This is a genomic window from Rhizobium sp. WSM1328 (assembly GCF_057653715.1).
In genome coordinates this window covers 382,880-405,333 of the sequence record NZ_CM172788.1, presented here as the reverse complement: position 1 = coordinate 405,333, position 22,454 = coordinate 382,880, and the positions used below count along the sequence as shown (strand labels likewise).

Genomic DNA, 22,454 nt, shown 5'->3' with positions numbered 1-22,454 from the left:
AACGTCATGTTTCGGAGGCCGGAAGGCCCCAGGCCGCATCGTTCATGTGCGGCCCCCAAGTTAGCTTCACCTTTGACAAACCTTTCTTAACGAAAGGTTTCCATGACAGGAGATTGATAAAGGGTGACAGCTTGTAATGTGCGATCGCTGTCAATCCCTCAGTTCGCTTAGCCCGGCAAAGAGCCCCAGCGCCTCTGGATTGGCAAGCGCTTCCTGGTTCTTCACCGGCCGGCCGTGAACGACCTCGCGCACGGCAAGCTCGACAATCTTGCCGGACTTGGTGCGGGGAATATCGGCAACCGCGATGATCTTCGCCGGCACATGCCGCGGCGAGGCGCCGGTGCGGATGCGGCTCTTGATCGCCTTGACGAGATCCTCGGTCAGCTTCACATCGGGGGCAAGTCGGACGAAAAGGATGACGCGTACGTCGTCGTCCCAGTCCTGGCCGATGCACAGCGCCTCGGCCACCTCCGCCATCTGCTCCACCTGATTGTAGATCTCGGCCGTGCCGATGCGAACACCGCCAGGATTGAGCGTCGCATCCGAACGGCCGTGGATGACCAGGCCGCCATGCTCCGTCCATTCGGCGAAATCGCCGTGGCACCAGACATTGTCGAACCGGTCGAAATAGGCGGCGCGATATTTGGCGCCATCGGGGTCGTTCCAGAACATCACCGGCATCGAGGGGAAGGCCTTGGTGCAGACGAGTTCACCCTTCTCCCCGCGCACCGGCTTGCCGTCATCGTTCCAGACATCGACCGCAAGGCCGAGGCCGGCCCCCTGGATCTCGCCGCGCCAGACCGGCTGCAGCGGATTGCCGAGTACGAAGCAGGAGACGATATCGGTGCCGCCTGATATCGAGGCGAGCTGTACATCTTTCTTGATGCCTTCGTAGACGAAGGTGAACCCTTCCGGCGACAGCGGCGAACCGGTGGAGGTCATCAGCCGCAGGCTGGAGAGATCGTGGCTGACGCGCGGCGTCAGCCCGCCTTTGCGCACCGCATCGATATATTTCGCCGAGGTGCCGAAGATGACGAATTTTTCGGCCTCGGCATAGTCGAACAGCACGTTGCCATCGGGGGCGAAGGGCGAGCCGTCGAACAGGCAGAGCGTCGCCCCGCTGGCAAGACCGCTGACCAGCCAGTTCCACATCATCCAGCCGCAAGTGGTGAAATAGAACAGCTTCTCGCCCGCCTGCAGGCCGCAATGCAGCCGCTGCTCCTTGAGGTGCTGCAGCAGCGTGCCGCCGGCCGAATGCACGATGCATTTCGGTACGCCTGTCGTGCCTGACGAAAAGAGGATGTAAAGCGGATGCGCGAAGGCAAGCCGCGTGAACTCCACCTCCCTTGCCTCATAGGGCGCGACAAAGGCCTCAAGCGTTAAAGCGCCCGGCGTCTTTCGCGCCACGGCCTCCGCATTGCCGGCGTAATGGACGATGACCGTGGGGATAGCCAAAGTCTTTGCGACCGTGGCGACCTTGGCGCCGACATCCTGAAGCTTGCCGGAATACCAATAGGCATCGCAGGCGATGAACAGCCTTGGCTCAATCTGGCCGAAGCGGTCGAGCACACCCTGCTCGCCGAAATCAGGCGAACACGACGACCAGATGGCGCCGATCGAGGCGGCGGCGAGCATGGCGGCGACGGTCTCCGGCATGTTTGGCATCATCGCGGCGACGCGGTCGCCCTTGCCGATGCCGCGTGCTACAAAGGCCTGCTGCAGCTTCGAGACCAGCGCGCGCAGCCGGTCCCACGACCAGCGGTCCTCGGCCTTGTCCTCGCCGCGGAAGATGATCGCATCGCCGTCACCGCGGCCAGACAGCAGGTTTTCGGCGAAGTTCAGCGTCGCATCGGGAAAGAAGCGGGCTTCCAGCATGCGGTCGCCATTGGCAAGCACCTCTGCGCCACGCTCCCCCTGCACGCCGCAAAAATCCCAGACGGCCGACCAGAAGTTCTCCCGCTCGGCCACCGACCATGCATGCAGATCCTCAAAGCCCGAAAGAGAGAGCCCGAAGTCGGCATTGCAGCGCTCCATGAAGGCATGGATCGGGCTTTTTGCAATGGCATCCTCCGAGGGCACCCAAAGTGGTCTGTTATCCTGCATTCAATCCTCCTCCCCAATGCCGTCCTTATATCATGCTGCATTGCATTATAAAGCGTGGAACCGACGCGATCCGACGCTTGGAGTATGATGTCGAAAAGTGTGAGCGGTTTTCGGACGACATCATGCTCCAACTATTTAATTGAAAGTGCTACAGCGTCCTTTGCGCGTCTGAAAAGACGCGCGGCGCTGTCGGGATTTGCATATGCCTGATATTTCCTATATCCGGCGAAATCAGCGCATAACGGGATGACCGGCTGAATTTGCCGGCGGAGATCATGAGCACGTCAAGACATCGCAGGTGGCGCAGGAAGATCGGACCCGTTTCGCGCTGGCTTCCGGCCTTCGCCCGCCTGTCGACGGTATTCCTGCTGATCGCGCTGGCGCTTTTCGTGGCGCTCAGGGTTGCCGCACCCTATCTCATCTCGACCGGCTTCGTGCGCTCCGGCATCGAGGACGCGCTGTCGAAATGGACGGGATACCATGCCGAGATCAAGGGTAGTCCGGTTCTCGAATTCTGGCCGACACCGCGCATTACGCTGAACCAGATCACCATCCGCCAACCGCGCGAAAGTGGCGATAAGCTGCTCGGCAGCATTGAAAGCCTGTCGGCGGATTTCAGCCTCATCGATGCGTTGCGAGGCCGGACGAGCTTCCACGAATTCCACTTGGTGCGCCCCAACCTGGCGCTGACGCGCGACGAAAAAGGGCTGATCGACTGGAGTTATGCCGGCCTGCTCGCACGCGCGATCAGCGGCGTACGCTACGAAAACGGAGCTGAGGTGCTCGATCCCGATCTCGATGCCGAGATCGGCGCGGTGACCGTCGAGGACGGCACGCTTGTGGTCACCGACATCAAGTCCGCCAAGACCTATCATTTCGACAGCGTCACCGCAGATATCGCCTGGCCGAGACTATCCGGCGCAATCTCGTCGGTCGTCATCGCCCGCATCAACGGCCAGGACCTGAAAGTCGATTTCGCCTCGCGCCAGCCGCTGCTCGCCTTTGCCGGCAGGAATGCCGAGACACGGACGTCGCTCACATCAAACCTGTTGACGGCGCACTTCCAAGGCATTGCCAGCATCGCCAACCTTTCGGCCCTTTCCGGCAATGTCACAGCCACCATTCCCGATGTGCCCGCACTTCTGACATGGTCGGGCAAATCGATCCCCGGCATCGCAACGTTGAAGAGCGCCTCGCTGGAATCCGACATCATGTCGTCGGGTAATGGGCTGCGTTTCAACAATCTCAGCCTCTCGTTGAACGAAGCGAGCGCCACCGGGGTAATGGACCTTTTCACCCAACCCGGCAAACGACCGAAAATCGGCGGCACGCTCGCCTTCGACCAGATGAACCTCAAGCCCTTCCTCGACGCCTTCGCGCTCCGCCTCGCGGCCGGCGAGGCGGAGGAAATTTCCGCCGGCATCAGCGGACCATTGCGGCTGCTCGATATCGACGTCAGGCTTTCGGCGCGGCGCGCGCAGATGGGTCTCTTCGAGCTTTCCGACGTTGGCGCCAGCGTGATCGTTGCCGGCGGCGAAGCGAAATTCGATATTGGCGACAGCCAGTTCGAAGGCGGTGAAATGACCGCGCATCTGGAAGCGACGCAGCGCGACTTCGACGGCGGCGGCAAGCTGCGGCTGTCGATCCGCGATGCCGACTTCGCGGCCCTTGCAGAACGCCTGCAGTTGAAAGGTCCGCTGCCGCTTGCGACAGGATCGATCGATCTCGACCTGCAGTCGCCCAAGGCGATCTGGACGACCGGCCTTGCCGACGTCACCGGCAAGCTGCACTTCTGGACCGGGGAAGGCACGATTCCCGGCATCGATGCCACGGCACTTCGGACGCAGGCAGCCGAAAAGCCGTTCTTTCCGCTGAGCGCGGCAGCAGGCGGCGCCTTCGCCTTCAGCCAGTTGAACCTACAGGCCGATTTCGCCAACGGCTCCGCCGAGATCCATGACGCCCATATCGCCGGACCCACACAGACACTGACGCTTTCCGGCATCATCACCTATCATTCGAACGGGCTGGCACTTTCCGGATCACTGGATGCAACCGATCCGGCCAAGGCGGCGGAGCTGCCGCTTCTGCCGTTCTTCATCGGCGGCTCATGGCCGAACCCGGTGATCTCGCCGGTTCCGCTATTCGGCAATACACCCCACGCGCAGTGAAGCATGTCGCGCAAAACTGTGCAGCGGTTTCGCGATAACGACATGCGCAAAATAGAGACATAGAGCGCGAGGAGCACGCGCTTTAGACCTCACGCACCGGCCGCAGCGGCGCGCTCGTCCCTCTGTCGCTGCGTTTCGCGGCGCTTGGTGATGATCGAGGCGCAGATGACGCCGAGGGCGACGATGCCGATCAGGATCGTGCACACCGCATTGATCTCGGGCGTTACGCCGAGGCGGACCTGGCTGTAGATCCTCATCGGCAGCGTGGTGGCGCCAGGCCCCGACGTGAAGCTTGCAATCACCAGATCGTCGAGCGACAGGGTGAAGGCCAGGATCCAGCCGGAGGCGACGGCGGGCGCGATGATCGGCAGGGTGATCTCGAAGAAAGTCCGCACCGGCGGCGCGCCGAGATCCTGAGCCGCTTCCTCGATCGAATGATCGAAACTCAGCAGGCGCGACTGGACGACGACGGCGACGAAGCACATGGTCAACGTCGTATGCGCGAGCGTGATCGTCCAGAAGCCGCGGTCGAGACCGATCGCGACGAAGAGCAGCAGCAATGACAGGCCGGTGATGACCTCCGGCATGACGAGGGGCGCATAGACCATGCCCGAAAACAGCATGCGTCCGCGAAAGCGCGTGTAGCGCACCAATGTCAGCGCCGCCATCGTGCCGAGGATGGTTGCAAACGTTGCCGACAGCAGTCCGACGCGCAGCGTCACCCACGCAGCGTCGAGCAAGGCCTGATTGCTCATCAACGAGACATACCATTTCGTCGAGAAGCCGCCCCAGACGGTCACGAGTTTGGATTCGTTGAAGGAGAAAATGACGAGAAGCACGATCGGCAGATAGAGGAAAGCGAAGCCGAGCGTGACGGAGACGATGTTGAAACGGGTCCATTTCAGCATGGTTTATTTCCCCCGCTCTTCGGCCTTGGCCTGGACATTCTGGAAGAAGACGATCGGGATGACCAGGATCAGCAACAGGATGGTCGCCACCGCCGAGGAGACCGGCCAGTCGCGATTGGAATTGAACTCGTTCCACAGTGTCTTGCCGATCATCAGCGTCTGCGACCCGCCGAGCAGATCGGGAATGACGAATTCACCGACGGCCGGGATGAAGACCAGCATGCAGCCGGCCACCACGCCGGGGATAGACAGCGGGAAGGTGATGCGCCAGAAGGCTGTGATCGGCGGGCAGCCGAGATCCTGCGCAGCCTCGATCAACGTGCCGTCCATCTTCTCGAGCGCCGAATAAAGCGGCAGCACCATGAAGGGCAGATAGGAATAGACGATGCCGATATAGACGGCGGTATTGGTGTTCAGGATGATCAGCGGTGTATCGATCAGGTGCAGCGACAGCAGCAGCTGGTTGAATAGGCCCTCCGGCTTGAGGATGGCGATCCAGGCGTAGACGCGGATCAGGAAGCTCGTCCAGAAGGGCAGGATGACGAGCATCACCAGCGTCGGCCGCAGGCCACGTGGCGCCTGCGCCATGCCGTAGGCGATCGGATAGGCGATCAGCAGCGTCAGGAAGGTGGAGATCCCGGCGATCACCACGCTCGACACATAGGCGTTGAAATAGAGCGGGTCGTCGGTGAGGTAGGTGTAATTGTCGAAAGAGAATTCGCCGATCTTGCTTAAGAGGCCGGCCCAGCCGTCGGCGAAGGAGAAGACAGGCTCATAGGGCGGCATGGCGATCGCCGTCGTCGACAGCGAAATGCGGAAGACGATGAAGAAAGGCGCCAGGAAGAAAAGCAGTAGCCAGGCGTAAGGGATGACGATGACGAGGCGATTGTAGAGGCCGGAAGTGAACTTGCCCATGATGTCAATCCTTCAGCAGGACGCCGGCATTCTCGTCGAAGGAGACCCAGACTTCCTGATCGTAGGTGAAGGGGTCGTCGACGGAGCGCTGCGCGTTGAGGGAGGATGCCTTGACGACGTTGCCGCTCTGCAATTTCACATGGAAGACGGTCATGTCGCCGAGATAGGCGATGTCCCAGAGTTCGCCCCTCGCAGCGTTAACCGACGCGTTGGCGGGAGGCGTGCGCCCGACCCGCATCTTTTCCGGCCGGATGGCAAAGCCGACGGCGCTGCCTGCCGAGGGAGTCTCGGCGGCGGCGACACGCACGCTGAAGCCGCTGTCGACTGATATCTCGACGGTGCCGTTGCCCGATGAGGCGACCTTGCCGTCGAAGATGTTCACGTCGCCGATGAAATCCGCGACGAAACGGCAATTCGGCGCCTCGTAGATCTCGGCCGGCGTCGCCACCTGCACGACCTTGCCGTGGCTCATGACGGCGATACGGTCGGCCATGGTCATCGCCTCTTCCTGATCGTGGGTGACGACGACGAAGGTGAGGCCGAGATTCTGCTGCAGGTCCATCAGCTCGAACTGGGTTTCCTCGCGCAGCTTCTTGTCGAGCGCGCCGAGCGGTTCGTCGAGCAGCAGCACCTTGGGGCGCTTGGCGAGCGAGCGGGCCAGCGCGACGCGCTGGCGCTGGCCGCCGGAAAGCTGGTTCGGCTTGCGGGATGCAAATTGCTCCAGCTTGACGAGCTTCAACATCTGCAAGACGCGGTCGGTCATCTCGTCCTTCGCCATGCCGTCCTGTCTCAGGCCGAAGGCAATGTTCTTCTCGACCGTCATGTGCGGGAAAAGCGCATAGGACTGGAACATCATGTTGACGGGGCGCCTATAGGGCGGCGTGCCGGCCATGTCGGTGCCGTCGAGCACGATTTCGCCCGAGGTCGGCTGCTCGAAGCCGGCGAGCATGCGCAGAAGCGTCGACTTGCCGCAGCCCGAAGCGCCGAGCAGCGCGAAGAACTCACGGTGATAGATGTCGAGCGACAGGTTGTCGACGGCGGTGAAATCGCCAAAACGCTTGGTGACATTCTTGATCGATATGAAGGGCTTGGCGGACGGATCGGTCCAAGGTGCGAAAGAGCGGCGAATATTGCCTAAAGACTTCATATTGTTCCCCGAAAATACATTATTTTCTTTTGTTCTCGGCTTTTGTTCCCGGCTTCACCCGACTGGAATCGTCAAAAAAAGGCCCGGACGTTTCCGTCCGGGCCACGATCAGATCATTGGCCGGTGACCACGGTGGTCCATAGCCGCGTCACGAGCCGCTGCGCCTTCGGATCGAGCGGCGGAACGGTGAAGAGTTTCGCCATGACTTCGGGCGTTGGGTAGATCGCCGTGTCGTCGAGGACTTCCTTGTCGAGGAACTGCTGCGACGCCTTGTTGCCGTTGGCATAGAAGACGACGTTGGATGCCTTGGCGACGACTTCGGGCTTCATCATGTAGTTGATGAATTCATGGGCTTCGGCGACATGCGGCGCATCCTTCGGAATGCCGAAGACGTCAAAGAAGATCTGGGCGCCCTGCGACGGGACCGAATAATCGACCTTCACGCCGACATTGGCTTCCTTAGCACGGTCACGGGCCTGGAACATATCGCCGGAATAACCGAGCGCGATGCAGATATCGCCGTTCGCCAGCGCGCTGATATATTCGGACGAATGGAACTTGCGGACGAAGGGACGAACGGCCGTGAGGACCGCCTGCGCCTTCTTGAGGTCGGCAGCGTCGGTACTGTTCGGATTGAGCCCGAGATAGGCGAGCACCGAGGGCACCACGTCGGTGGGGGAATCCAGCATGTAGATGCCGCAATCCTTGAGCTTTGCTGCTTTCGCCGGGTCGAACAGCGCGTCCCAATTGGGCTTTTCGTCGGTTCCGAGGGCAGCCTTGACCTTGTCGACATTGTAGCCGATGCCCGTCGTGCCCCACATGTAGTCGACGCTGTATTCGTTACCGGGGTCGAAGGACGCCACGCCCTTCATGATGACGTCCCACATGTTGACCAGGTTCGGCAGCTTCGACTTGTCGAGCTTCTGGTAGACGCCGGCGGCGATCTGGCGCTTCATGAAGGATACCGTGGGGACGACCACGTCGTACCCCGAACCACCAGCCAAGAGCTTGGTTTCCAGCGTCTCGTTGGAATCAAAAGTGTCGTAGACGACCTTGATGCCGGTTTCCTTGGTGAAATCCTCGAGGATGGAACTGTCGATATAATCCGACCAGTTGTAGACGTTGACCACGCGCTCCTGCGCAAGGGCCGGCGCGGCAGCAAGGAGTGCGGTAACAGCGGCGGCCGTCACGCATAGGATGGTTGACCTCATGACTTCTCCTGTTTGTTCAAAGATTCCGCACCCCCGGACATCTTTTCCCTCTGGTTTTCCATGCAGACTAGGAAGGAATTTCACAGCCCACAAGCGCAAAATCCTGCGCCCTCAATGATTTCACAATCACTGGAAATCGAAGGCGCTGAGGCCTGCCACCATCTCGTCGAGCCCAAGCGGTCTCGTCACCGGCGGCTCGGCCCGGGAAAGGCAGCCGCGCCGCTCGCAAAGGCGACAGGCCGGACCGACCGCGACCGGCTCGAGCGCCATCGCCTGCCCATAGACCACGCCCTCGCCAAGGGCAGCGTCGCAGCCGATCAGGATCGCCGTGCGCCTGACCCTTTCGCCGAATTCGACGCTCGGTCCCTCCAGGGTGCGGGCGACCGTCAGGAAGGATGCGCCATCAGGCATGACGACCGTTTCGGCGAGGATCTGGCCCGGCTGCAGGAAAGCGGCATGGAGATTGAGCTTCGGACAGCCGCCGCCGAAACGGGCCTGCGGAAAGCCCTGGGCGCCCGCCCTGCGCAGCCGGTGGCCGGCGGCATCGATCTCGATCAGGAAGAAGGGAATGGCGGCCGCCCCGGGGCGCTGCAGCATCGCAAGACGTGCAGCAGCCTGGCCGAAGGAGACGCCGAAGCGCGCACGCAGAATATCGATATCGTAGCGCGTCGCCTTCGCCGCCGAGAGAAAGGCCTCGTAGGGCATTGCAAGCGCCAGCGCGGCGATGCGGGCAAGCTCGAAGCGGGCGATGCGGCGCGCCTCGGCGGAGGAGAGCGAGAGATCGTCGAGCTCGGCATCGATTGCCGGCAGCAGGGCCAGAGTCGCGGCCTCGACCGCAATCTCGTGCGCACGGTCGGCCTGCGAAAGGCGCTCCGAGATGAAAAGCCGCATCGAATGGCGATCGAAACGACGGCGCAGATCCGGCATGACGTGGACGGGCAAGACACGCACCGCGATGCCGCGCTCGGAGCGCAGCCAATCCTTCAGCCCGGCGGCAAGATCGAGGCCGCCGGGGAGCGTTGCGGCAAAAGCTTCCGCCGCCGTCTCGATCCGCGCGAAATAGCCGGACCTGCGCTCCAGCGTCTCGCGCACCTCGTCCAGCGGCAACCGGCCGGCGGCGACCGGTGCATGCCCTTCGGCGGCCATCAGCACCGTCAGATCGGACAGCCTCGCCGCCTGCTCGCGATAGGCGCGGTAGAGCTTGATCATGCCGCTGGCGGCATTGGGTGCGGCCTCGGCCACCTCCACCAATTCCTGATCACCCGGCAGCTCGCCCGATAGCAGCGGATCGGCAAAGACCTCCTTGAGCTGGCCGAGACTGCCGCCGGTCTGTCCGCGCAACTCTTCCAGATCGACCCTGTAGACGCTTGCAAGCTTGAGAAGGAGCTGCACCGTCAGCGGCCGCTGGTTGCGCTCGATCAGGTTCAGATAGGACGGCGATATTTCCAACGCCTCGGCCATGGCGGTCTGCGTCAGCGCCAGCGCATTGCGGATGCGCCTGACTTTCGGGCCTGCGAATATCTTCCGTTCCGCCATGTCACATCCTTTGACAGGCAAGGAGCGCCATATTTACAAAAATTTACAAATTCACAGCGCCACCCTGTCAATCCTCCTCATCTTAACCTCTTTCCAGACAAGAAATCAAAGGTTTTTCTGGTCATAGCGCCTCATATTGTCAATCTTGTCACGCAGTAGCCTTTATCAAGCTTTTAGTCAGGAGAACAGCATGACGGATTTTTACAAGCTTGTCCCAAACGCTTTAGCCGATCGCTTCGACGGCATCGAGAGACCGTACTCGGCCGAAGACGTGCAGCGGCTCAGAGGCTCGGTGGCGCTCAGCCATACGCTGGCCGCAATGGGGGCGGATCGGTTGTGGCAGCTTCTGCATCAGGAGGATTTCGTCAATGCGCTCGGCGCACTTTCCGGCAACCAGGCTATGCAGATGGTGCGCGCCGGGCTGAAGGCGATCTATCTCTCCGGCTGGCAGGTGGCGGCCGACGCCAATACGGCATCTGCGATGTATCCCGACCAGTCCCTCTATCCGGCCAATGCCGGTCCGGAACTGGCCAAACGCATCAACCGCACGCTGCAGCGCGCCGATCAGATCGAGACCGCGGAAGCCCAGGGGCTTTCCGTCGAGACCTGGTTCGCGCCGATCGTTGCCGATGCGGAAGCAGGCTTCGGCGGACCGCTCAACGCCTTCGAAATCATGAAGGCCTATATCGAGGCGGGTGCCGCGGGCGTTCACTTCGAGGACCAGCTCGCTTCGGAGAAGAAATGCGGCCATCTCGGCGGCAAAGTGCTGATCCCGACGGCCGCCCATATCCGCAATCTCGACGCCGCGCGGCTTGCCGCCGACGTCATGGGCGTTGCGACGCTGGTCATCGCCCGCACCGACGCGGAAGCGGCAAAGCTCTTGACGTCGGACATCGACGAACGCGACCAACCCTTCGTCGACTATGATGCCGGCCGTACGGTCGAAGGTTTCTATCAGGTGCGAAACGGCATCGAGCCCTGTATCGCGCGCGCCGTCGCCTATGCGCCGCATTGCGATCTCATCTGGTGCGAGACCTCGAAGCCGGACCTCGATCAGGCGCGCCGCTTTGCCGAAGGCGTGCACAAGGTCCATCCCGGCAAGCTGCTCGCCTATAATTGCTCACCTTCCTTCAACTGGAAGAAGAATCTCGACGAGGCGACGATCGCACGGTTCCAGCGCGAACTCGGAGCGATGGGCTACAAATTCCAGTTCATCACGCTCGCCGGCTTCCACCAGCTGAACTACGGCATGTACGAGCTGGCGCGCGGCTACCGGCAGCGGCAGATGTCGGCCTATTCCGAGCTGCAGCAGGCGGAATTCGCCGCCGAGGTCAATGGCTATACCGCCACCAAACACCAGCGCGAGGTCGGCACCGGCTATTTCGACGCCGTGTCGCTCGCCATCACCGGCGGCCGGTCGTCGACCACGGCGATGCACGGTTCGACCGAGCATGCGCAGTTCAAACCGGCTGCGGAATAAGTCGAAGAGGAGGAGAAGATCATGGCATCCATCACACGCGTCAGAGAACGGGCCGAGGAGCAGGCGACAAGCATGAGCGAGGATCAGCAGACGACGATCCGCATGCTCGCCAATGACCTGCATCGGCTGAACCAATCGGTCATGAAAGCCGTCGAGGCCGGCGTCTCGGTCGAACTGGTGCGCTCGGCCCGTCATCACGGCGGCGACGGCCACTGGGGCGACCTGCTGATTCCGGTCGTCGTCACCAACCGGCATTGACCAAAGCCAGCCGGCGGGTCGATGACATCGGCCCGCTTCTTCAATCGCCGCGCGGCCTATCGGGCGCGCGGCGCTCGACGTCTCTATTGGATGCATGGCGTAATGCCAAAACCGCTGCGCAGTTTTGGGCGACTCGCATCAGCCGCGGCTCGGTCGTTTTCCGGCGAAGAGATCGGCATAACTTTTGATGAGCTTGGTCATGCGGTCGGCGACCATCCGGATCTCCGGGCGGTGGCGGTCCTCGGCATTCATGACGATCCATTGCCGGTGGCGCAATTCCGGCAACTCGCCGCCCTGCCGCTGCAATTCGGGATGGAGATCGCCGACGAAACAGGGAAGAACGGTCTTGCCGGCGCCGGCGCGCACCAGATCCGGCAGCGAACGCGGCCGATTGACGGTAGCGACGATCCCTGTTGCGGCATGGGCGTGCGGCCAGCGCAGATAGGCCGATATCGCCTCTTCCTCAGCAACGGCAATCCAGCGCTCGTCGGTCTCGGCGGCGTTGCGCCTGATATAGACGGCATAGGCCACCTCTCCGAGCAGACGTGCGGCAAGATTGGCCTCCTCAGGCTCGAAGGCGCGAATACCGATATCGCTCTCGCGATAGGCAAGGCTTGCCCGCGCCTCGCCAATGGTGAGCGAAATGGCGAAGGCATCGCCCGGCATGCGGATTGCGGCGAAATTCTCGGTCAGCAGCCAGGCGAGCCAGGTGCCGGCAGCGACCCTGACGGTCGTGCCGCCCTCGCCGGATTGCCGCCACGCCGCCACCTTGCGGGCGGCGGCCTCCATCTCCTGCAGGTGATCGAGCAGGGCCTGGCCATCCTGGGTCAGACGGTATCCGGTCTGGCTGCGCGAAAACAATGCGCGGCCGATTTCCTGCTCGAGATCGAGCATACGTCGGCCGACGGTCGCAGGACTGAGCCCGCTTGCGGTGCTTGCCCCCGTCAGCCCGCCAAGCCGGGCCACCTGCAGGAAAAGCTGATAGGAATCCCAACTTGCGTTTTTCATCAATGAAAAACATAGCGGGATTTTTCCCGTTTATAAAGAGAAATTCGACGCCTAAATCAGGTGATGTCTTATACAGGAAAGGACATCGTCATGATCGACATGCTCACCATCGCGGGCACCATCGGCTATCGGCACTATCCCAAGCGAAGCGGTTGCAAGGCGGAAGAGGACAGATTCTATGCCGAGTTCGGAAACAATAGCCTCATTGGCTTCGCCGCCTGGCTGACGTCGCTCGACCTCGACCTCAGAAGGCACCGCAAGACCGCGGCGCAATCCCGCAGCGGCTGCGGCTGCGCGGTTCAGGCGACTCTTCTTGCTCCGAGATGAGCCGGTGCCGATTCTGCGACGATGCGGAAGCGCTCGATCAGCGCCATCAGCGTATCGGCTTCGCCGGCAAGCAGGCGGCTTGCCTGCGTCGTCTCGGCAACCATCGCCGCGTTCTTCTGGGTCATCTGATCCATGGCGTTGACCGAACCGTTGACTTCCTGCAGCGCGGCCGACTGATCGCGGCTGGCGGTGGCGATGGTCTCGACATGGCCGCTGATCGCGATGATCTCCTGGCTGATCGAGGCAAGGACGCTGCCGGTCTTCTGGACCAGTTCGGAGCCTGCCGTCACTTCGCGGCTCGACGTCTCGATGAGCGACTTGATCTCGCGTGCCGCATCGGCCGAGCGCTGGGCGAGTTCGCGGACTTCCTGGGCGACGACGGCAAAACCCTTGCCCGCCTCGCCGGCGCGCGCCGCCTCGATGCCGGCATTCAGCGCCAGAAGATTGGTCTGGAAGGCGATGTCGTCGATCACCTCGATGATCTGCTCGATACGCTGTGATGCCTGCTCGATGCGATCCATGGCAGCAACGGCATCGCCGACGACGGCGCCGGAACTGTCGGCCGTTTTCTTGGTCGCAGCCACGACATTGTTGGCTTCACGGGCACGCTCGGCGGACGAACGAACGGTCACGGTGATCTCTTCCACCGCGGCCGCAGTCTCCTCGAGGTTCGCCGCCTGCGCCTCGGTGCGTTTCGAAAGCTCGCCGGCAGAGACGGAGACGGCGCCGCTGTTGCGCTGGATCGTCGAAGCGCTGTCACGGATACCGGACAGCGTATCCTGGAGCCGCAAGAGGGAAGCGTTGAAATCGACGCGCAGCTGCTCCAGCCGGCCAACGAAGGGCGTACCGATCGTCTGCGAGACATCGCCCTGCGACAGGCGCCCGAGGCCGGCGGCAAGCTGGTTGACGGCAAAGTCGATCTGGCCGTCGAGCGAGCGCTTGTCGGCATCGTTCCTGGCCCGTTCGGCATCGCTCAATTCGCGCTGTTCGGCAGCCTGGGTTTCCAGGTCGCGCCTTGCGCGGGCACTGTCGCTGAAAAGCGCCAAGGCCCGGCCGATGTCGCCGAACTCGTTCTTCTTTTCGACACAGGGGATCGCCCCTTCGAGATCGCCCGCGGAAATCGAGTGCACGCTCGCTGTCAGCGCCTGCAAGGGCTTCACCGACAGGCGGATCGCATAAAAGGCGAGAACGCCGACGATGAGCATGACGATGGCGCCGACACCGAGAACCAGCATCTGCAGCTCATACATGCGCTGGTAATAGACCTCCATCGGAATGCCGATGAAGAGAATGCCGACATTGGCGTTCGAGGCATTCTTGATGGGGAAATAACCGGTCATGAACTTGCGGCCGAAAAGCTCCGCCGGACCGTAATAAGCCTCACCCCTGGCGAGAACCGGCTGGGCCGGGTGCTCGGCTATCAGCTTGGTGCCGACGGCGCGGTCGCCGTTTTCCTTCTTGACGTTGGTGGATATGCGGACGTAGTCGCCGCCCTGCTTTTGGAAGATGGTCGCGACACCAGCGATCGACTGCGCGGTGCGGTCGACCAGCGAATGATCGGCAAGGGCCGGGATGGCGTCTTCGGTGACGGCGAAGAGCTGATTGTCCTTCAGTTCGATCTTTGCAGCCTGATCAGCCGCGCCGTAGAGGACAGCCATCGCACGGGCGGCGTCATTCGCATCGGAGACGGCCCCGTCCATGACCTGATGGCTCAAATTGTAATAGGTCACGCCAACGATGGCGGCCGTGCTGATCGCCAGCAGAAACAGCGTGATCGCAACGATCTGGCGTACGATCGACGTAGAGAATAGGCGCAGCATCGAGACCCCCGGGAGATAGACCGAGGTTAAATTAGACTAAAAGCGTTAAGGAAGATTCTCCGTAAATCAGGGTTGTCGGAGGTATTCATCGGTCTCGTTTCGGACGGACCGTCTCTGCGTGATGGCCACGCCGCCACTCGCAATCCGACCGGAGCGCGATTTCTGCGAAATAAAGAAAAACGGCCCCGGAAACTCCGGGGCCGCTCGCACGAAGGGCGGGTCGGTCGATGATCAGGCGGCGCGATAGACCGGCGCACTGGTGGCTTCGCCGTCGATCTTGAACTGCTGAATGAGCCGGCGCAGCGAACCGGCCTCGTCGGCCAGTTCGCGGCTGGCGGCAGTCGTTTCCTCCACCATGGCGGCGTTCTGCTGCGTCATCTGGTCCATCTGGTTGACCGTCGCGTTGACGCTCTGCAGCGCGTTGGACTGGTCGTGGCTGGCGCGAGCGATCATCTCGACATGCTGGCTGATCGTGACGATCTGGGCGCTGATCTTGGCGAGCACCGTGCCAGTCTCCTGCACGAATTGCGAGCCGGAATTGACCTCGTTGGTCGATTTGTTGATCAACCCCTTGATCTCCTGCGCCGCGGCTGCGGAGCGCTGGGCCAGTTCGCGGACTTCCATCGCGACCACCGCGAAGCCTTTACCGGCCTCACCGGCGCGCGCCGCCTCGATGCCGGCGTTGAGCGCCAGGAGGTTGGTCTGGAAGGCGATCTCGTCGATGACGCCGATGATCTGCTCGATCTGGCGCGAGGCACCTTCGATGCGGCTCATCGCGTCGATCGCATTGCTGACGACGACGGCGGAATCGTCGGCGCTGCGCTTGGCCTGGCGGACGATCTGGTCGGCATCCTTGGCGCGTTCGGCCGACGAGCGGACGGTGACGGTGATCTGATCGACGGCAGCCGCGGTCTCTTCGAGCGAGGCAGCCTGCTGTTCAGTGCGCTTGGAGAGATCCTCGGCCGACTGGGCCATCTGATTGCCGTTGCCCTGGATCAATTCGACATTGTCGCGGATCTGGCTCATCGTCGCCTGCAGTCGCATCATCGAACCGTTGAAATCCTGGCGCAGCTGTTCGAGGCGGCCGATGAAAGGCGTTTCGATCGTCGTTGAGATATCGCCCTGCGACATGCGTTCGAGGCCGGCGGCGAGCGCGTTGACCGCGAATTCGATCTGGCGATCCATCTCGCGCTTTTCGGCGTCGTTGCGCAGGCGCTCATGTTCGGCGGCGGCGCGTTCCTCGTCGCTCTGCTCCTCGATGCGGATCTTCGAGATGGCATTTTCCTTGAAGATGCCGAGCGCGCGGGCCATGTCGCCGATTTCATCGTGGCGCTGCTCGCCGGAGATGCTGGTGTCCAGCGCCCCTTCGGCGATGCGGCGCATGGCGGCGGTGATATGGCTGATCGGGCGCTGCAGCGTCAGCACCAGGGCAATACCGCCGAGGATCGACAGCAGGATGCCGAGACCGGTGGTCATGACGGAAATGCTGTTTGCCTGAGTGCGCTCGGTGCCGGCCGTCTGCTTCTGCAGTTCGGCGAAATCGGTCAGCTTTTTCCAGATCTGGTCGAGCTCCTGGCGGGCGGCGGCATAGGCCGTGACGCGCTCGCCGATCGTGTCGACGATCTTCGAGCCGCCGCCGGAGATGACGTCGAGCGCCGGCTGGATCGCGCCGGATATACCTTCGGCAAAGCCCATGCCCTTGGCGCTGGTGACCAGCACCTGCATGTCCTTGCCGAGCGTGCCGGCCTGCTGCTGCAGACGCACGAGATTTTCCTTGCTGGAGTCGGCGAGAAAGTCGGAAAGAACGATCTGCAGCGAATAGACGGAATTTTCGAGGCGCCTCGTATCCTGCAGGACCGAGTTGGCCTGGGCGATCCGGCCGTCGAGCGCCGCGAATTCCTGGGTCGCGTCACGCATCTTCTGCGTTGCGGTCAGCTGCGTATAGGTCGAGGTCTGGCGGAAGCGCGAAACAAGGCGGCCGAGTTCGGTGGCGGTCTCGTCGGTCGGATTGGGCGTCTGGACGATCGCCTTGATGCCGTCGATGGTCGCAGCCAGTGCCTCGATGACATTCTTCTGATTGCTCGGAACCGAGATGGCGATCAGACGCTGCGATTTGATGATCTCCGGCATCTGTTCGTTGATGAAGGCGATCTTGTCCTGCGGTGTCTGCGGCTTGCTGAAGCCGCTGGCGACGGTGCCGAGGAAATCGCCGCCCTTCAGCAGGCGGTCGGCCGTGCGAAGGGTGCTGGTGGCGGCGCTCTCGTCGCTCTGGACGGTGCTCTGCAACTGCTCGGCCTGGTAGGACACGGTGAAACGGGTGCTGATCACGCTTTTCTGGGCCGCGTCGATCTGCTCATGCAATGCCTGTTCCTGCTCGTGCAGGGCCCAGAGCTTGTCGACGACGCCCGAAATTTCCTTGGTGCGGCGCGATGCCTCCGCAAGGCTGTCACGGCCAGCGGCTTCGTCACCGACCTGGCTCAGCGTCTGGTCGAGCACGCCTTGCTGGATCTTCAGATCCGCGCTCAGTTTGTCACGCGCCTCAGGGCTGGTGACGCGCAGGAAATCATCCATCGAACCATAGAGATCCTTGAAGCCGCTGAGCGACTGCAGCACGCTGTTGGATATTTCCATGCGGCCCTGCAGTAGTCCCGAAGCGTAGAGGCCGGTCAGGCCCACCGCCGAAATGGTGACGACGAAAGGCAGAACGAAGATCAGAACCTTGGTCTTGATCCTGAAGCGGGAAAGAATCTTGTCAATCAACATGGCGTTCCGGGCCTTTCATACACCACTCCTCCCGCAGGCGGCCACATGGCGCCAGCCGGGTGCACATCGAGCTGTTCTTATTTTACATTGGGGAACCCGGAGGCCAGGCGGCAGTCATTGCCAGTTCACGTCCAAACAACTTGGAGATGCCCAAATATTCGCGAGCAATTGTGTCAGATTAGATATTAATTTTCGGATAAGCAGTGACGGCGGGTTAAGCCAAGGCAGTGAAATAGTTGCAAAATTATGGGCCGCGTCGTCGCGGTGAGGTGATCACCATGCCGGAACGTTTGCTCCAGGCCTGCGGACGGGATCAGATGAAGTGCGAGAGCAGCAGCGCGAGGCTGGCGGCGGTGGCGCCGGCTGCAAGCATCAGATAGCGCAGGGCGACCATTCGAGCGTTGGGCTTTGCCTCGGCAATTGCGATGGCGCGGGCGCGTCGTGCGTTTCTGTTCATGGTCGAAACCTCACTTCTCTCTGACACAACAACAATCCAACAAAACGGCTTGCCGGTAAAGCTTAATTTAGGAACGACCTTACAAACCGCCAATTGAGACAGGATGGCGCACCTCTATTAAAAAGTCTTGAATCGGCATTTCTAAAGCACGTCGCGCTGAATCGGGACCATGCGACGCGCTTTAGGTCTTTGTTTTATGCATGTCGTTATCTCAAAACCGCTGCACACTTTTGGGCGACCTGCATTAGACGCATTCGCCCGCGGCAAAACCGGAAGCCCAGGCCCACTGGAAATTATAGCCGCCGAGCCAGCCGGTGACGTCGACGCATTCGCCGATGAAATAAAGGCCGGGCACGGCTTTTGCTTCCATGCTGCGGGAATCGAGCGCTGCCGTGTCGATGCCGCCAAGCGTCACTTCGGCGGTGCGGTAGCCCTCCGAGCCGGAGGGTTTGACTGCCCAGTTCTGGACGCCGGCGGCAAGACGCAGCAGCGCCTTGTCGGGCAGGTCGGCCATGTTGCCGGAGATTTTCTCGCGCTCGACGAGAAATTGTGCCAGCCGCTTCGGCAGGATATCGCCGAGTGCCGTCTGCGGCGACTGACGGCCATTGAGCTGCTTTGCCACCTTCAGATGGGCGGCAATATCGATATCCGGTTCGATGGCGAGCACGATCTCGTCGCCCTCGCGCCAATAGGAGGAAATCTGCAGGATGGCCGGGCCGCTGAGCCCGCGATGGGTGAACAGCAGCGCTTCGCGGAAGCCGGTCCTGCCGTGGCGGATTTCGGCCGGGGCGGCAATGCCGGCGAGCGGCGCGATGCTTTCCAGCAGGCCGGGATCGAGCGTCAGCGGCACGAGGCCGGGTCGGGTTTCGAGCACGGCCAAGCCGAACTGCTCGGCGAGGCGATAGGCAAAGCCGGTGGCGCCCATCTTCGGGATCGACTTGCCGCCGGTGGCGACGATCAGCGACGATGCTTCACAGTGACCTTCGCTCGTCGATACCCGGAAGCCGGATTCGGTCTTTTCGACGCCTGATATCTCGGTGCCAAGATGCAGCGTTGCACCGGCCGCGCGCATCTCCGCCAACAGCATACGGATGATGTCTTTGGCGCTATCGTCGCAGAAAAGCTGGCCGAGCGTCTTTTCGTGCCATGTAATGCCATGACGGTCGACCATGGCGATGAAATCGGCGGGCGTGAAACGGGCAAGCGCCGACTTGCAGAAATGCGGGTTGGCGGAGAGGAAATTCTTCGGTCCGGCATGGATATTGGTGAAATTGCAGCGGCCGCCGCCTGATATGCGGATCTTCTCGCCAGGCGCCCTGGCATGGTCGAGGATGACGACCGAGCGGCCGCGTTTTCCGGCGCGGATGGCGGCCATCATGCCCGCCGCTCCGGCGCCGATGACGATAACGTCGCTTTTGCGCTGCAAACCCGTTTCCCCGATCAAACCCGCGTCTTCTTTTTCCATCAAAGGGCGAAAGTCAACGTTTGCCACCCCTCGCCAATTGGCAAAGTCTGGTTATGATGGCGCCACGATCAATACAAACCGGTGTGTCATGTCCCCAAAAAAGACGACGCTGAAGCCTGCCAGAAACGTACCCGCCTCGAAGAAAACTCCCCCGGAACCCGGATCCCTGCGTGGCGTTGCGAACTGGAAGGAAGCAGCGCGGTGGCTGAGGGCGAGAGGCATCGAAGACATCGAATGCATCACGCCGGACCTTGCCGGCGTTGCGCGCGGCAAGATGATGCCGAGCTCGAAATTCACCTCCAACACCTCGCTGGCGCTGCCTTCGGCCATCTACCGGCACACGATTTCGGGCGAATATCCCGACGAGACGGAGAGCTTCCGCTATGAGCCGCGCGACAGCGACCTGAAGCTGATGCCCGACCTTTCGACGCTGTCCGTCGTGCCCTGGGAGACCGACCCGACGGCGCAGGTGATCTGCGATATCGTCGATTCGGACGGCGGCGAAGTGCCCTATACGCCGCGCAACGTGCTGAAGCGGATCATGAGCCTCTATCATGAGCGCGGCTGGAAACCGATCGTGGCGCCCGAGATCGAATTCTATCTCGTCGCCAAAAACGACGATCCCGACTATCCGCTCCACCCGCCCAAAGGCCGGTCCGGCCGCTCGATCCTCGGCGGCCAGGGCTATTCGATCGCCGGCATCAACGAGTTCGACGAACTGATCGACGACGTCTATCATTTCTCGGAGAAGCAGGGGCTGGAGATCGATACGCTGATCCATGAAGAGGGACCGGCGCAGATGGAGATCAACCTGCGCCACGGCAATCCGATCGAACTTGCCGACCAGGTATTCCTGTTCAAGCGGACGATCCGCGAGGCGGCACTGAAACACGACATCTATGCGACCTTCATGGCCAAGCCGATGCAGGGCCAGCCGGGTTCGGCGATGCATATCCACCAGTCGGTGGTCGATATCGAGACCGGCAAGAACATCTTCTCCAATGCCGATGGCTCGGCTTCGAAGGAATTCTTCCATTTCATCGGCGGCATGCAGAAATTCGTGCCGAGCGCGATGGCGATGCTGGCGCCTTACGTGAATTCCTACCGACGCCTGCAGCCCGATATGTCCTGCCCGGTCAACAATGCCTGGGGTTACGACAACCGGACGACCGCCTTCCGTGTCCCGGTCTCCGATCCGCAGGCGCGGCGCGTGGAAAACCGGCTGCCGAGCTCGGACGCCAACCCCTATCTCGCGCTCGCCGCCTCGCTCGCCTCCGGCCTGCTCGGCATCATGAAGCAGATCGAGCCGACGGCGCCGACCGAGGATTCGGCCAATGAGGGATCGATCGACCTGCCGCGCGGCCTGCTGGAAGCCGTGGCGCTGCTCGAGGACGAACCCGCTTTCGAGGAGATGTTCGGCAAGCAGTTCATCGGCCTTTATGCCGGCGTCAAGCGCGGCGAGTTCGAGACCTTCATGCAGGTGATCAGCCCCTGGGAGCGGGAATTCCTTCTGCTCAACGTGTGAGGCAAGCATCAAATGGCATCGCAGGAGACGTGGCAGAGCCCGATCGCGCCCGGGCTGTCCTGGTATCAGGCAACCGTCGGGGAGCGGCCCACCTACCCCGCTCTCGACGGCTCGAGAACATGTGACGTCGCAATTGTCGGCGGCGGCTATACCGGCCTGCAGGCCGCCTATAATCTTGCCAAGTCAGGCGTTTCGGTGGTCCTTATCGAGGCCTACCGCTTCGGCGACGGGGCGTCCGGGCGCAATGGCGGCCAACTCGGCACCGGTCAGCGATGGTGGCCGGAAGAACTCGAGGAGAAGATCGGCTACGAACGCTCGAAGGCGCTGTTCGATCTTGCCGAAGCGGCCAAGCGCCATCTCATCGATTTCGCCCGCGAGCATCAGATCGAGATCGACTATGTGCCCGGCCAGCTCAACGTCGCACACAAGGCGAGCTACAAACGCGACTATTACGAAAATGCCGAAATCGCCGCCTTACGGTACGGCTATCCGCATCTAAGCTTTATGGACGAGAAGGAAACGCAGGAGAGGCTCGGTTCGAAGCGTTTCCATTGCGGTGTGCGCGATGTCGGCACCGGCCACATCCATCCGCTGAAACTGCTGGTCGGGCTGGCGCGGGTCGCCGCAAATGCCGGCGCTGAAATCTTCGAGATGACCAAGGCAACGGCGATCCGCCAAAGCGGCGGCAAGGTGACGATCGAAACCGAAAGGGGAACGATCACCGCCGAGCGCGCACTGATCGCCTGCAACGGTCATATCGGCGACCTTGAACCGGTAACGGCGAGCCATGTCATGCCGATCCGCTCCTTCATCGGCGCCACGGCGCCGCTCGACGGGCATGCCGGTGTGCTTCCCGGGGGCGAGGCCGTGGCCGATTCGCGCTTCGTCGTGCGCTACTTCCGCAAATTCGGCGATGGCCGCCTGCTGTTCGGCGGACGCGAAGCCTATACCTCGGACAATCCGCGCGACATTTCAGAGCACATCCGCCGGCAGATCGCCGAGATCTATCCAGAGCTGAAGGACATCGAGATCACCCATGCCTGGGGCGGCAGCGTCGGCATCACCCTGCCGCGCCAGCCCTTCGTGCGCGAGGTCATGCCCGGCGTCATCTCGATCGGCGGTTATTCCGGCCATGGCGTCATGCTGTCAAACTACTGTGGCAAGCTCTATGCGGAAACGGTGCTTGGAACATCCGGCGATCTCGATCTCTTCACATCGCTCGATATTCCCGCCTTTCCCGGCGGAGCCCGGATGCGCGCGCCGTTGCTTTTCCTCGCCTTGTCGTGGTTTGCACTTCGCGACAAGTTTTAGTCCGATTGCGGATTTCCTCTTCCGGAAATTCGCTCTAAAACCAGTTCCTGAG

At 61.8% G+C, this 22,454-nt stretch carries 17 protein-coding genes; 6 read left to right on the top strand and 11 right to left on the bottom strand.

Annotated features, from left to right (window positions below; genetic code table 11):
• Positions 1–150: 150 nt before the first annotated feature.
• Positions 151–2,103, bottom strand: a complete 1,953-nt coding sequence (locus AC2444_RS02020) for an acetoacetate--CoA ligase (protein ID WP_012756113.1) — start codon at positions 2,101–2,103, stop codon at positions 151–153.
• Positions 2,104–2,378: 275 nt separating this feature from the next.
• Between AC2444_RS02020 and AC2444_RS02015 the strand changes: the two genes are divergently transcribed.
• A complete protein-coding gene (locus AC2444_RS02015; protein WP_012756112.1) occupies positions 2,379–4,271 on the top strand; it encodes an AsmA family protein in 1,893 nt (630 codons plus the stop codon).
• 89 nt (positions 4,272–4,360) lie between these two features.
• Here the strand turns inward: AC2444_RS02015 and AC2444_RS02010 are convergent, their stop codons facing one another.
• The 5 genes from AC2444_RS02010 to AC2444_RS01990 all read right to left on the bottom strand — a co-directional run bounded on the left by AC2444_RS02010 (position 4,361) and on the right by AC2444_RS01990 (position 9,988).
• Positions 4,361–5,179: an ABC transporter permease gene (locus AC2444_RS02010; RefSeq protein ID WP_012756111.1), complete on the bottom strand. Its 819-nt coding sequence runs from the start codon at positions 5,177–5,179 to the stop codon at positions 4,361–4,363.
• A 3-nt stretch (positions 5,180–5,182) separates the two neighbouring features.
• Positions 5,183–6,094 (bottom strand): ABC transporter permease subunit, encoded by a 912-nt coding sequence (locus AC2444_RS02005; RefSeq protein WP_012756110.1) that lies wholly within the window; start codon positions 6,092–6,094, stop codon positions 5,183–5,185.
• 4 nt (positions 6,095–6,098) lie between these two features.
• Positions 6,099–7,241 carry an ABC transporter ATP-binding protein gene (locus tag AC2444_RS02000; RefSeq protein ID WP_012756109.1) on the bottom strand — a complete coding sequence of 381 codons (1,143 nt, stop codon included), beginning with the start codon at positions 7,239–7,241 and terminating at the stop codon, positions 6,099–6,101.
• Between the two features lie 113 nt (positions 7,242–7,354).
• Positions 7,355–8,452 (bottom strand): polyamine ABC transporter substrate-binding protein, encoded by a 1,098-nt coding sequence (locus tag AC2444_RS01995; RefSeq protein ID WP_012756108.1) that lies wholly within the window; start codon positions 8,450–8,452, stop codon positions 7,355–7,357.
• 126 nt (positions 8,453–8,578) lie between these two features.
• Positions 8,579–9,988 carry a helix-turn-helix domain-containing protein gene (locus AC2444_RS01990; protein WP_012756107.1) on the bottom strand — a complete coding sequence of 470 codons (1,410 nt, stop codon included), beginning with the start codon at positions 9,986–9,988 and terminating at the stop codon, positions 8,579–8,581.
• Positions 9,989–10,178: 190 nt separating this feature from the next.
• Between AC2444_RS01990 and aceA the strand changes: the two genes are divergently transcribed.
• Complete coding sequence (gene aceA / locus AC2444_RS01985) at positions 10,179–11,468, top strand: isocitrate lyase (protein WP_012756106.1); 1,290 nt, start codon at positions 10,179–10,181, stop codon at positions 11,466–11,468.
• A gap of 21 nt (positions 11,469–11,489) precedes the next feature.
• Positions 11,490–11,726, top strand: a complete 237-nt coding sequence (locus AC2444_RS01980) for an SMc00767 family acetate metabolism repressor (protein WP_003556636.1) — start codon at positions 11,490–11,492, stop codon at positions 11,724–11,726.
• A gap of 138 nt (positions 11,727–11,864) precedes the next feature.
• Here the strand turns inward: AC2444_RS01980 and AC2444_RS01975 are convergent, their stop codons facing one another.
• Positions 11,865–12,734, bottom strand: coding sequence for a LysR family transcriptional regulator (locus AC2444_RS01975; protein ID WP_012756105.1), 870 nt, complete (start codon positions 12,732–12,734; stop codon positions 11,865–11,867).
• A gap of 90 nt (positions 12,735–12,824) precedes the next feature.
• Here AC2444_RS01975 and AC2444_RS01970 point away from each other — a divergent pair, with 90 nt between their 5' ends.
• Positions 12,825–13,061, top strand: a complete 237-nt coding sequence (locus AC2444_RS01970) for a hypothetical protein (protein WP_012756104.1) — start codon at positions 12,825–12,827, stop codon at positions 13,059–13,061.
• On the opposite strand, the gene AC2444_RS01965 is transcribed toward AC2444_RS01970, so the two are convergent.
• From AC2444_RS01965 to AC2444_RS01950, 4 genes are all read right to left on the bottom strand, one after another.
• Complete coding sequence (locus AC2444_RS01965; protein WP_017992964.1) at positions 13,034–14,881, bottom strand: methyl-accepting chemotaxis protein; 1,848 nt, start codon at positions 14,879–14,881, stop codon at positions 13,034–13,036. The genes AC2444_RS01970 and AC2444_RS01965 overlap by 28 nt on opposite strands.
• Before the next feature lie 231 nt (positions 14,882–15,112).
• The gene (locus tag AC2444_RS01960; protein ID WP_012756102.1) at positions 15,113–17,644 is read right to left on the bottom strand and encodes a methyl-accepting chemotaxis protein; all 2,532 of its coding nucleotides are present in this window, start codon (positions 17,642–17,644) and stop codon (positions 15,113–15,115) included.
• A 313-nt stretch (positions 17,645–17,957) separates the two neighbouring features.
• Positions 17,958–18,101, bottom strand: coding sequence for a hypothetical protein (locus AC2444_RS01955; RefSeq protein ID WP_012756101.1), 144 nt, complete (start codon positions 18,099–18,101; stop codon positions 17,958–17,960).
• Between the two features lie 244 nt (positions 18,102–18,345).
• Positions 18,346–19,566, bottom strand: coding sequence for a BaiN/RdsA family NAD(P)/FAD-dependent oxidoreductase (locus AC2444_RS01950; protein WP_012756100.1), 1,221 nt, complete (start codon positions 19,564–19,566; stop codon positions 18,346–18,348).
• A gap of 88 nt (positions 19,567–19,654) precedes the next feature.
• Here AC2444_RS01950 and AC2444_RS01945 point away from each other — a divergent pair, with 88 nt between their 5' ends.
• Both AC2444_RS01945 and AC2444_RS01940 read left to right on the top strand, forming a co-directional pair.
• Positions 19,655–21,091: a glutamine synthetase family protein gene (locus AC2444_RS01945; protein ID WP_012756099.1), complete on the top strand. Its 1,437-nt coding sequence runs from the start codon at positions 19,655–19,657 to the stop codon at positions 21,089–21,091.
• A 12-nt stretch (positions 21,092–21,103) separates the two neighbouring features.
• Positions 21,104–22,402: an NAD(P)/FAD-dependent oxidoreductase gene (locus AC2444_RS01940; RefSeq protein ID WP_012756098.1), complete on the top strand. Its 1,299-nt coding sequence runs from the start codon at positions 21,104–21,106 to the stop codon at positions 22,400–22,402.
• Positions 22,403–22,454: the final 52 nt, after the last annotated feature.

What these genes read in the sequence shown, in the direction of transcription:
- AC2444_RS02020 (WP_012756113.1), bottom strand. Translation starts at nt 2,103, where the DNA reads ATGCAGGATAACAGACCACTTTGGGTGCCCTCGGAGGATGCCATTGCA.
- AC2444_RS02015 (WP_012756112.1), top strand. Translation starts at nt 2,379, where the DNA reads ATGAGCACGTCAAGACATCGCAGGTGGCGCAGGAAGATCGGACCCGTT.
- AC2444_RS02010 (WP_012756111.1), bottom strand. Translation starts at nt 5,179, where the DNA reads ATGCTGAAATGGACCCGTTTCAACATCGTCTCCGTCACGCTCGGCTTC.
- AC2444_RS02005 (WP_012756110.1), bottom strand. Translation starts at nt 6,094, where the DNA reads ATGGGCAAGTTCACTTCCGGCCTCTACAATCGCCTCGTCATCGTCATC.
- AC2444_RS02000 (WP_012756109.1), bottom strand. Translation starts at nt 7,241, where the DNA reads ATGAAGTCTTTAGGCAATATTCGCCGCTCTTTCGCACCTTGGACCGAT.
- AC2444_RS01995 (WP_012756108.1), bottom strand. Translation starts at nt 8,452, where the DNA reads ATGAGGTCAACCATCCTATGCGTGACGGCCGCCGCTGTTACCGCACTC.
- AC2444_RS01990 (WP_012756107.1), bottom strand. Translation starts at nt 9,988, where the DNA reads ATGGCGGAACGGAAGATATTCGCAGGCCCGAAAGTCAGGCGCATCCGC.
- aceA (WP_012756106.1), top strand. Translation starts at nt 10,179, where the DNA reads ATGACGGATTTTTACAAGCTTGTCCCAAACGCTTTAGCCGATCGCTTC.
- AC2444_RS01980 (WP_003556636.1), top strand. Translation starts at nt 11,490, where the DNA reads ATGGCATCCATCACACGCGTCAGAGAACGGGCCGAGGAGCAGGCGACA.
- AC2444_RS01975 (WP_012756105.1), bottom strand. Translation starts at nt 12,734, where the DNA reads ATGAAAAACGCAAGTTGGGATTCCTATCAGCTTTTCCTGCAGGTGGCC.
- AC2444_RS01970 (WP_012756104.1), top strand. Translation starts at nt 12,825, where the DNA reads ATGATCGACATGCTCACCATCGCGGGCACCATCGGCTATCGGCACTAT.
- AC2444_RS01965 (WP_017992964.1), bottom strand. Translation starts at nt 14,881, where the DNA reads ATGCTGCGCCTATTCTCTACGTCGATCGTACGCCAGATCGTTGCGATC.
- AC2444_RS01960 (WP_012756102.1), bottom strand. Translation starts at nt 17,644, where the DNA reads ATGTTGATTGACAAGATTCTTTCCCGCTTCAGGATCAAGACCAAGGTT.
- AC2444_RS01955 (WP_012756101.1), bottom strand. Translation starts at nt 18,101, where the DNA reads ATGAACAGAAACGCACGACGCGCCCGCGCCATCGCAATTGCCGAGGCA.
- AC2444_RS01950 (WP_012756100.1), bottom strand. Translation starts at nt 19,566, where the DNA reads ATGGAAAAAGAAGACGCGGGTTTGATCGGGGAAACGGGTTTGCAGCGC.
- AC2444_RS01945 (WP_012756099.1), top strand. Translation starts at nt 19,655, where the DNA reads ATGTCCCCAAAAAAGACGACGCTGAAGCCTGCCAGAAACGTACCCGCC.
- AC2444_RS01940 (WP_012756098.1), top strand. Translation starts at nt 21,104, where the DNA reads ATGGCATCGCAGGAGACGTGGCAGAGCCCGATCGCGCCCGGGCTGTCC.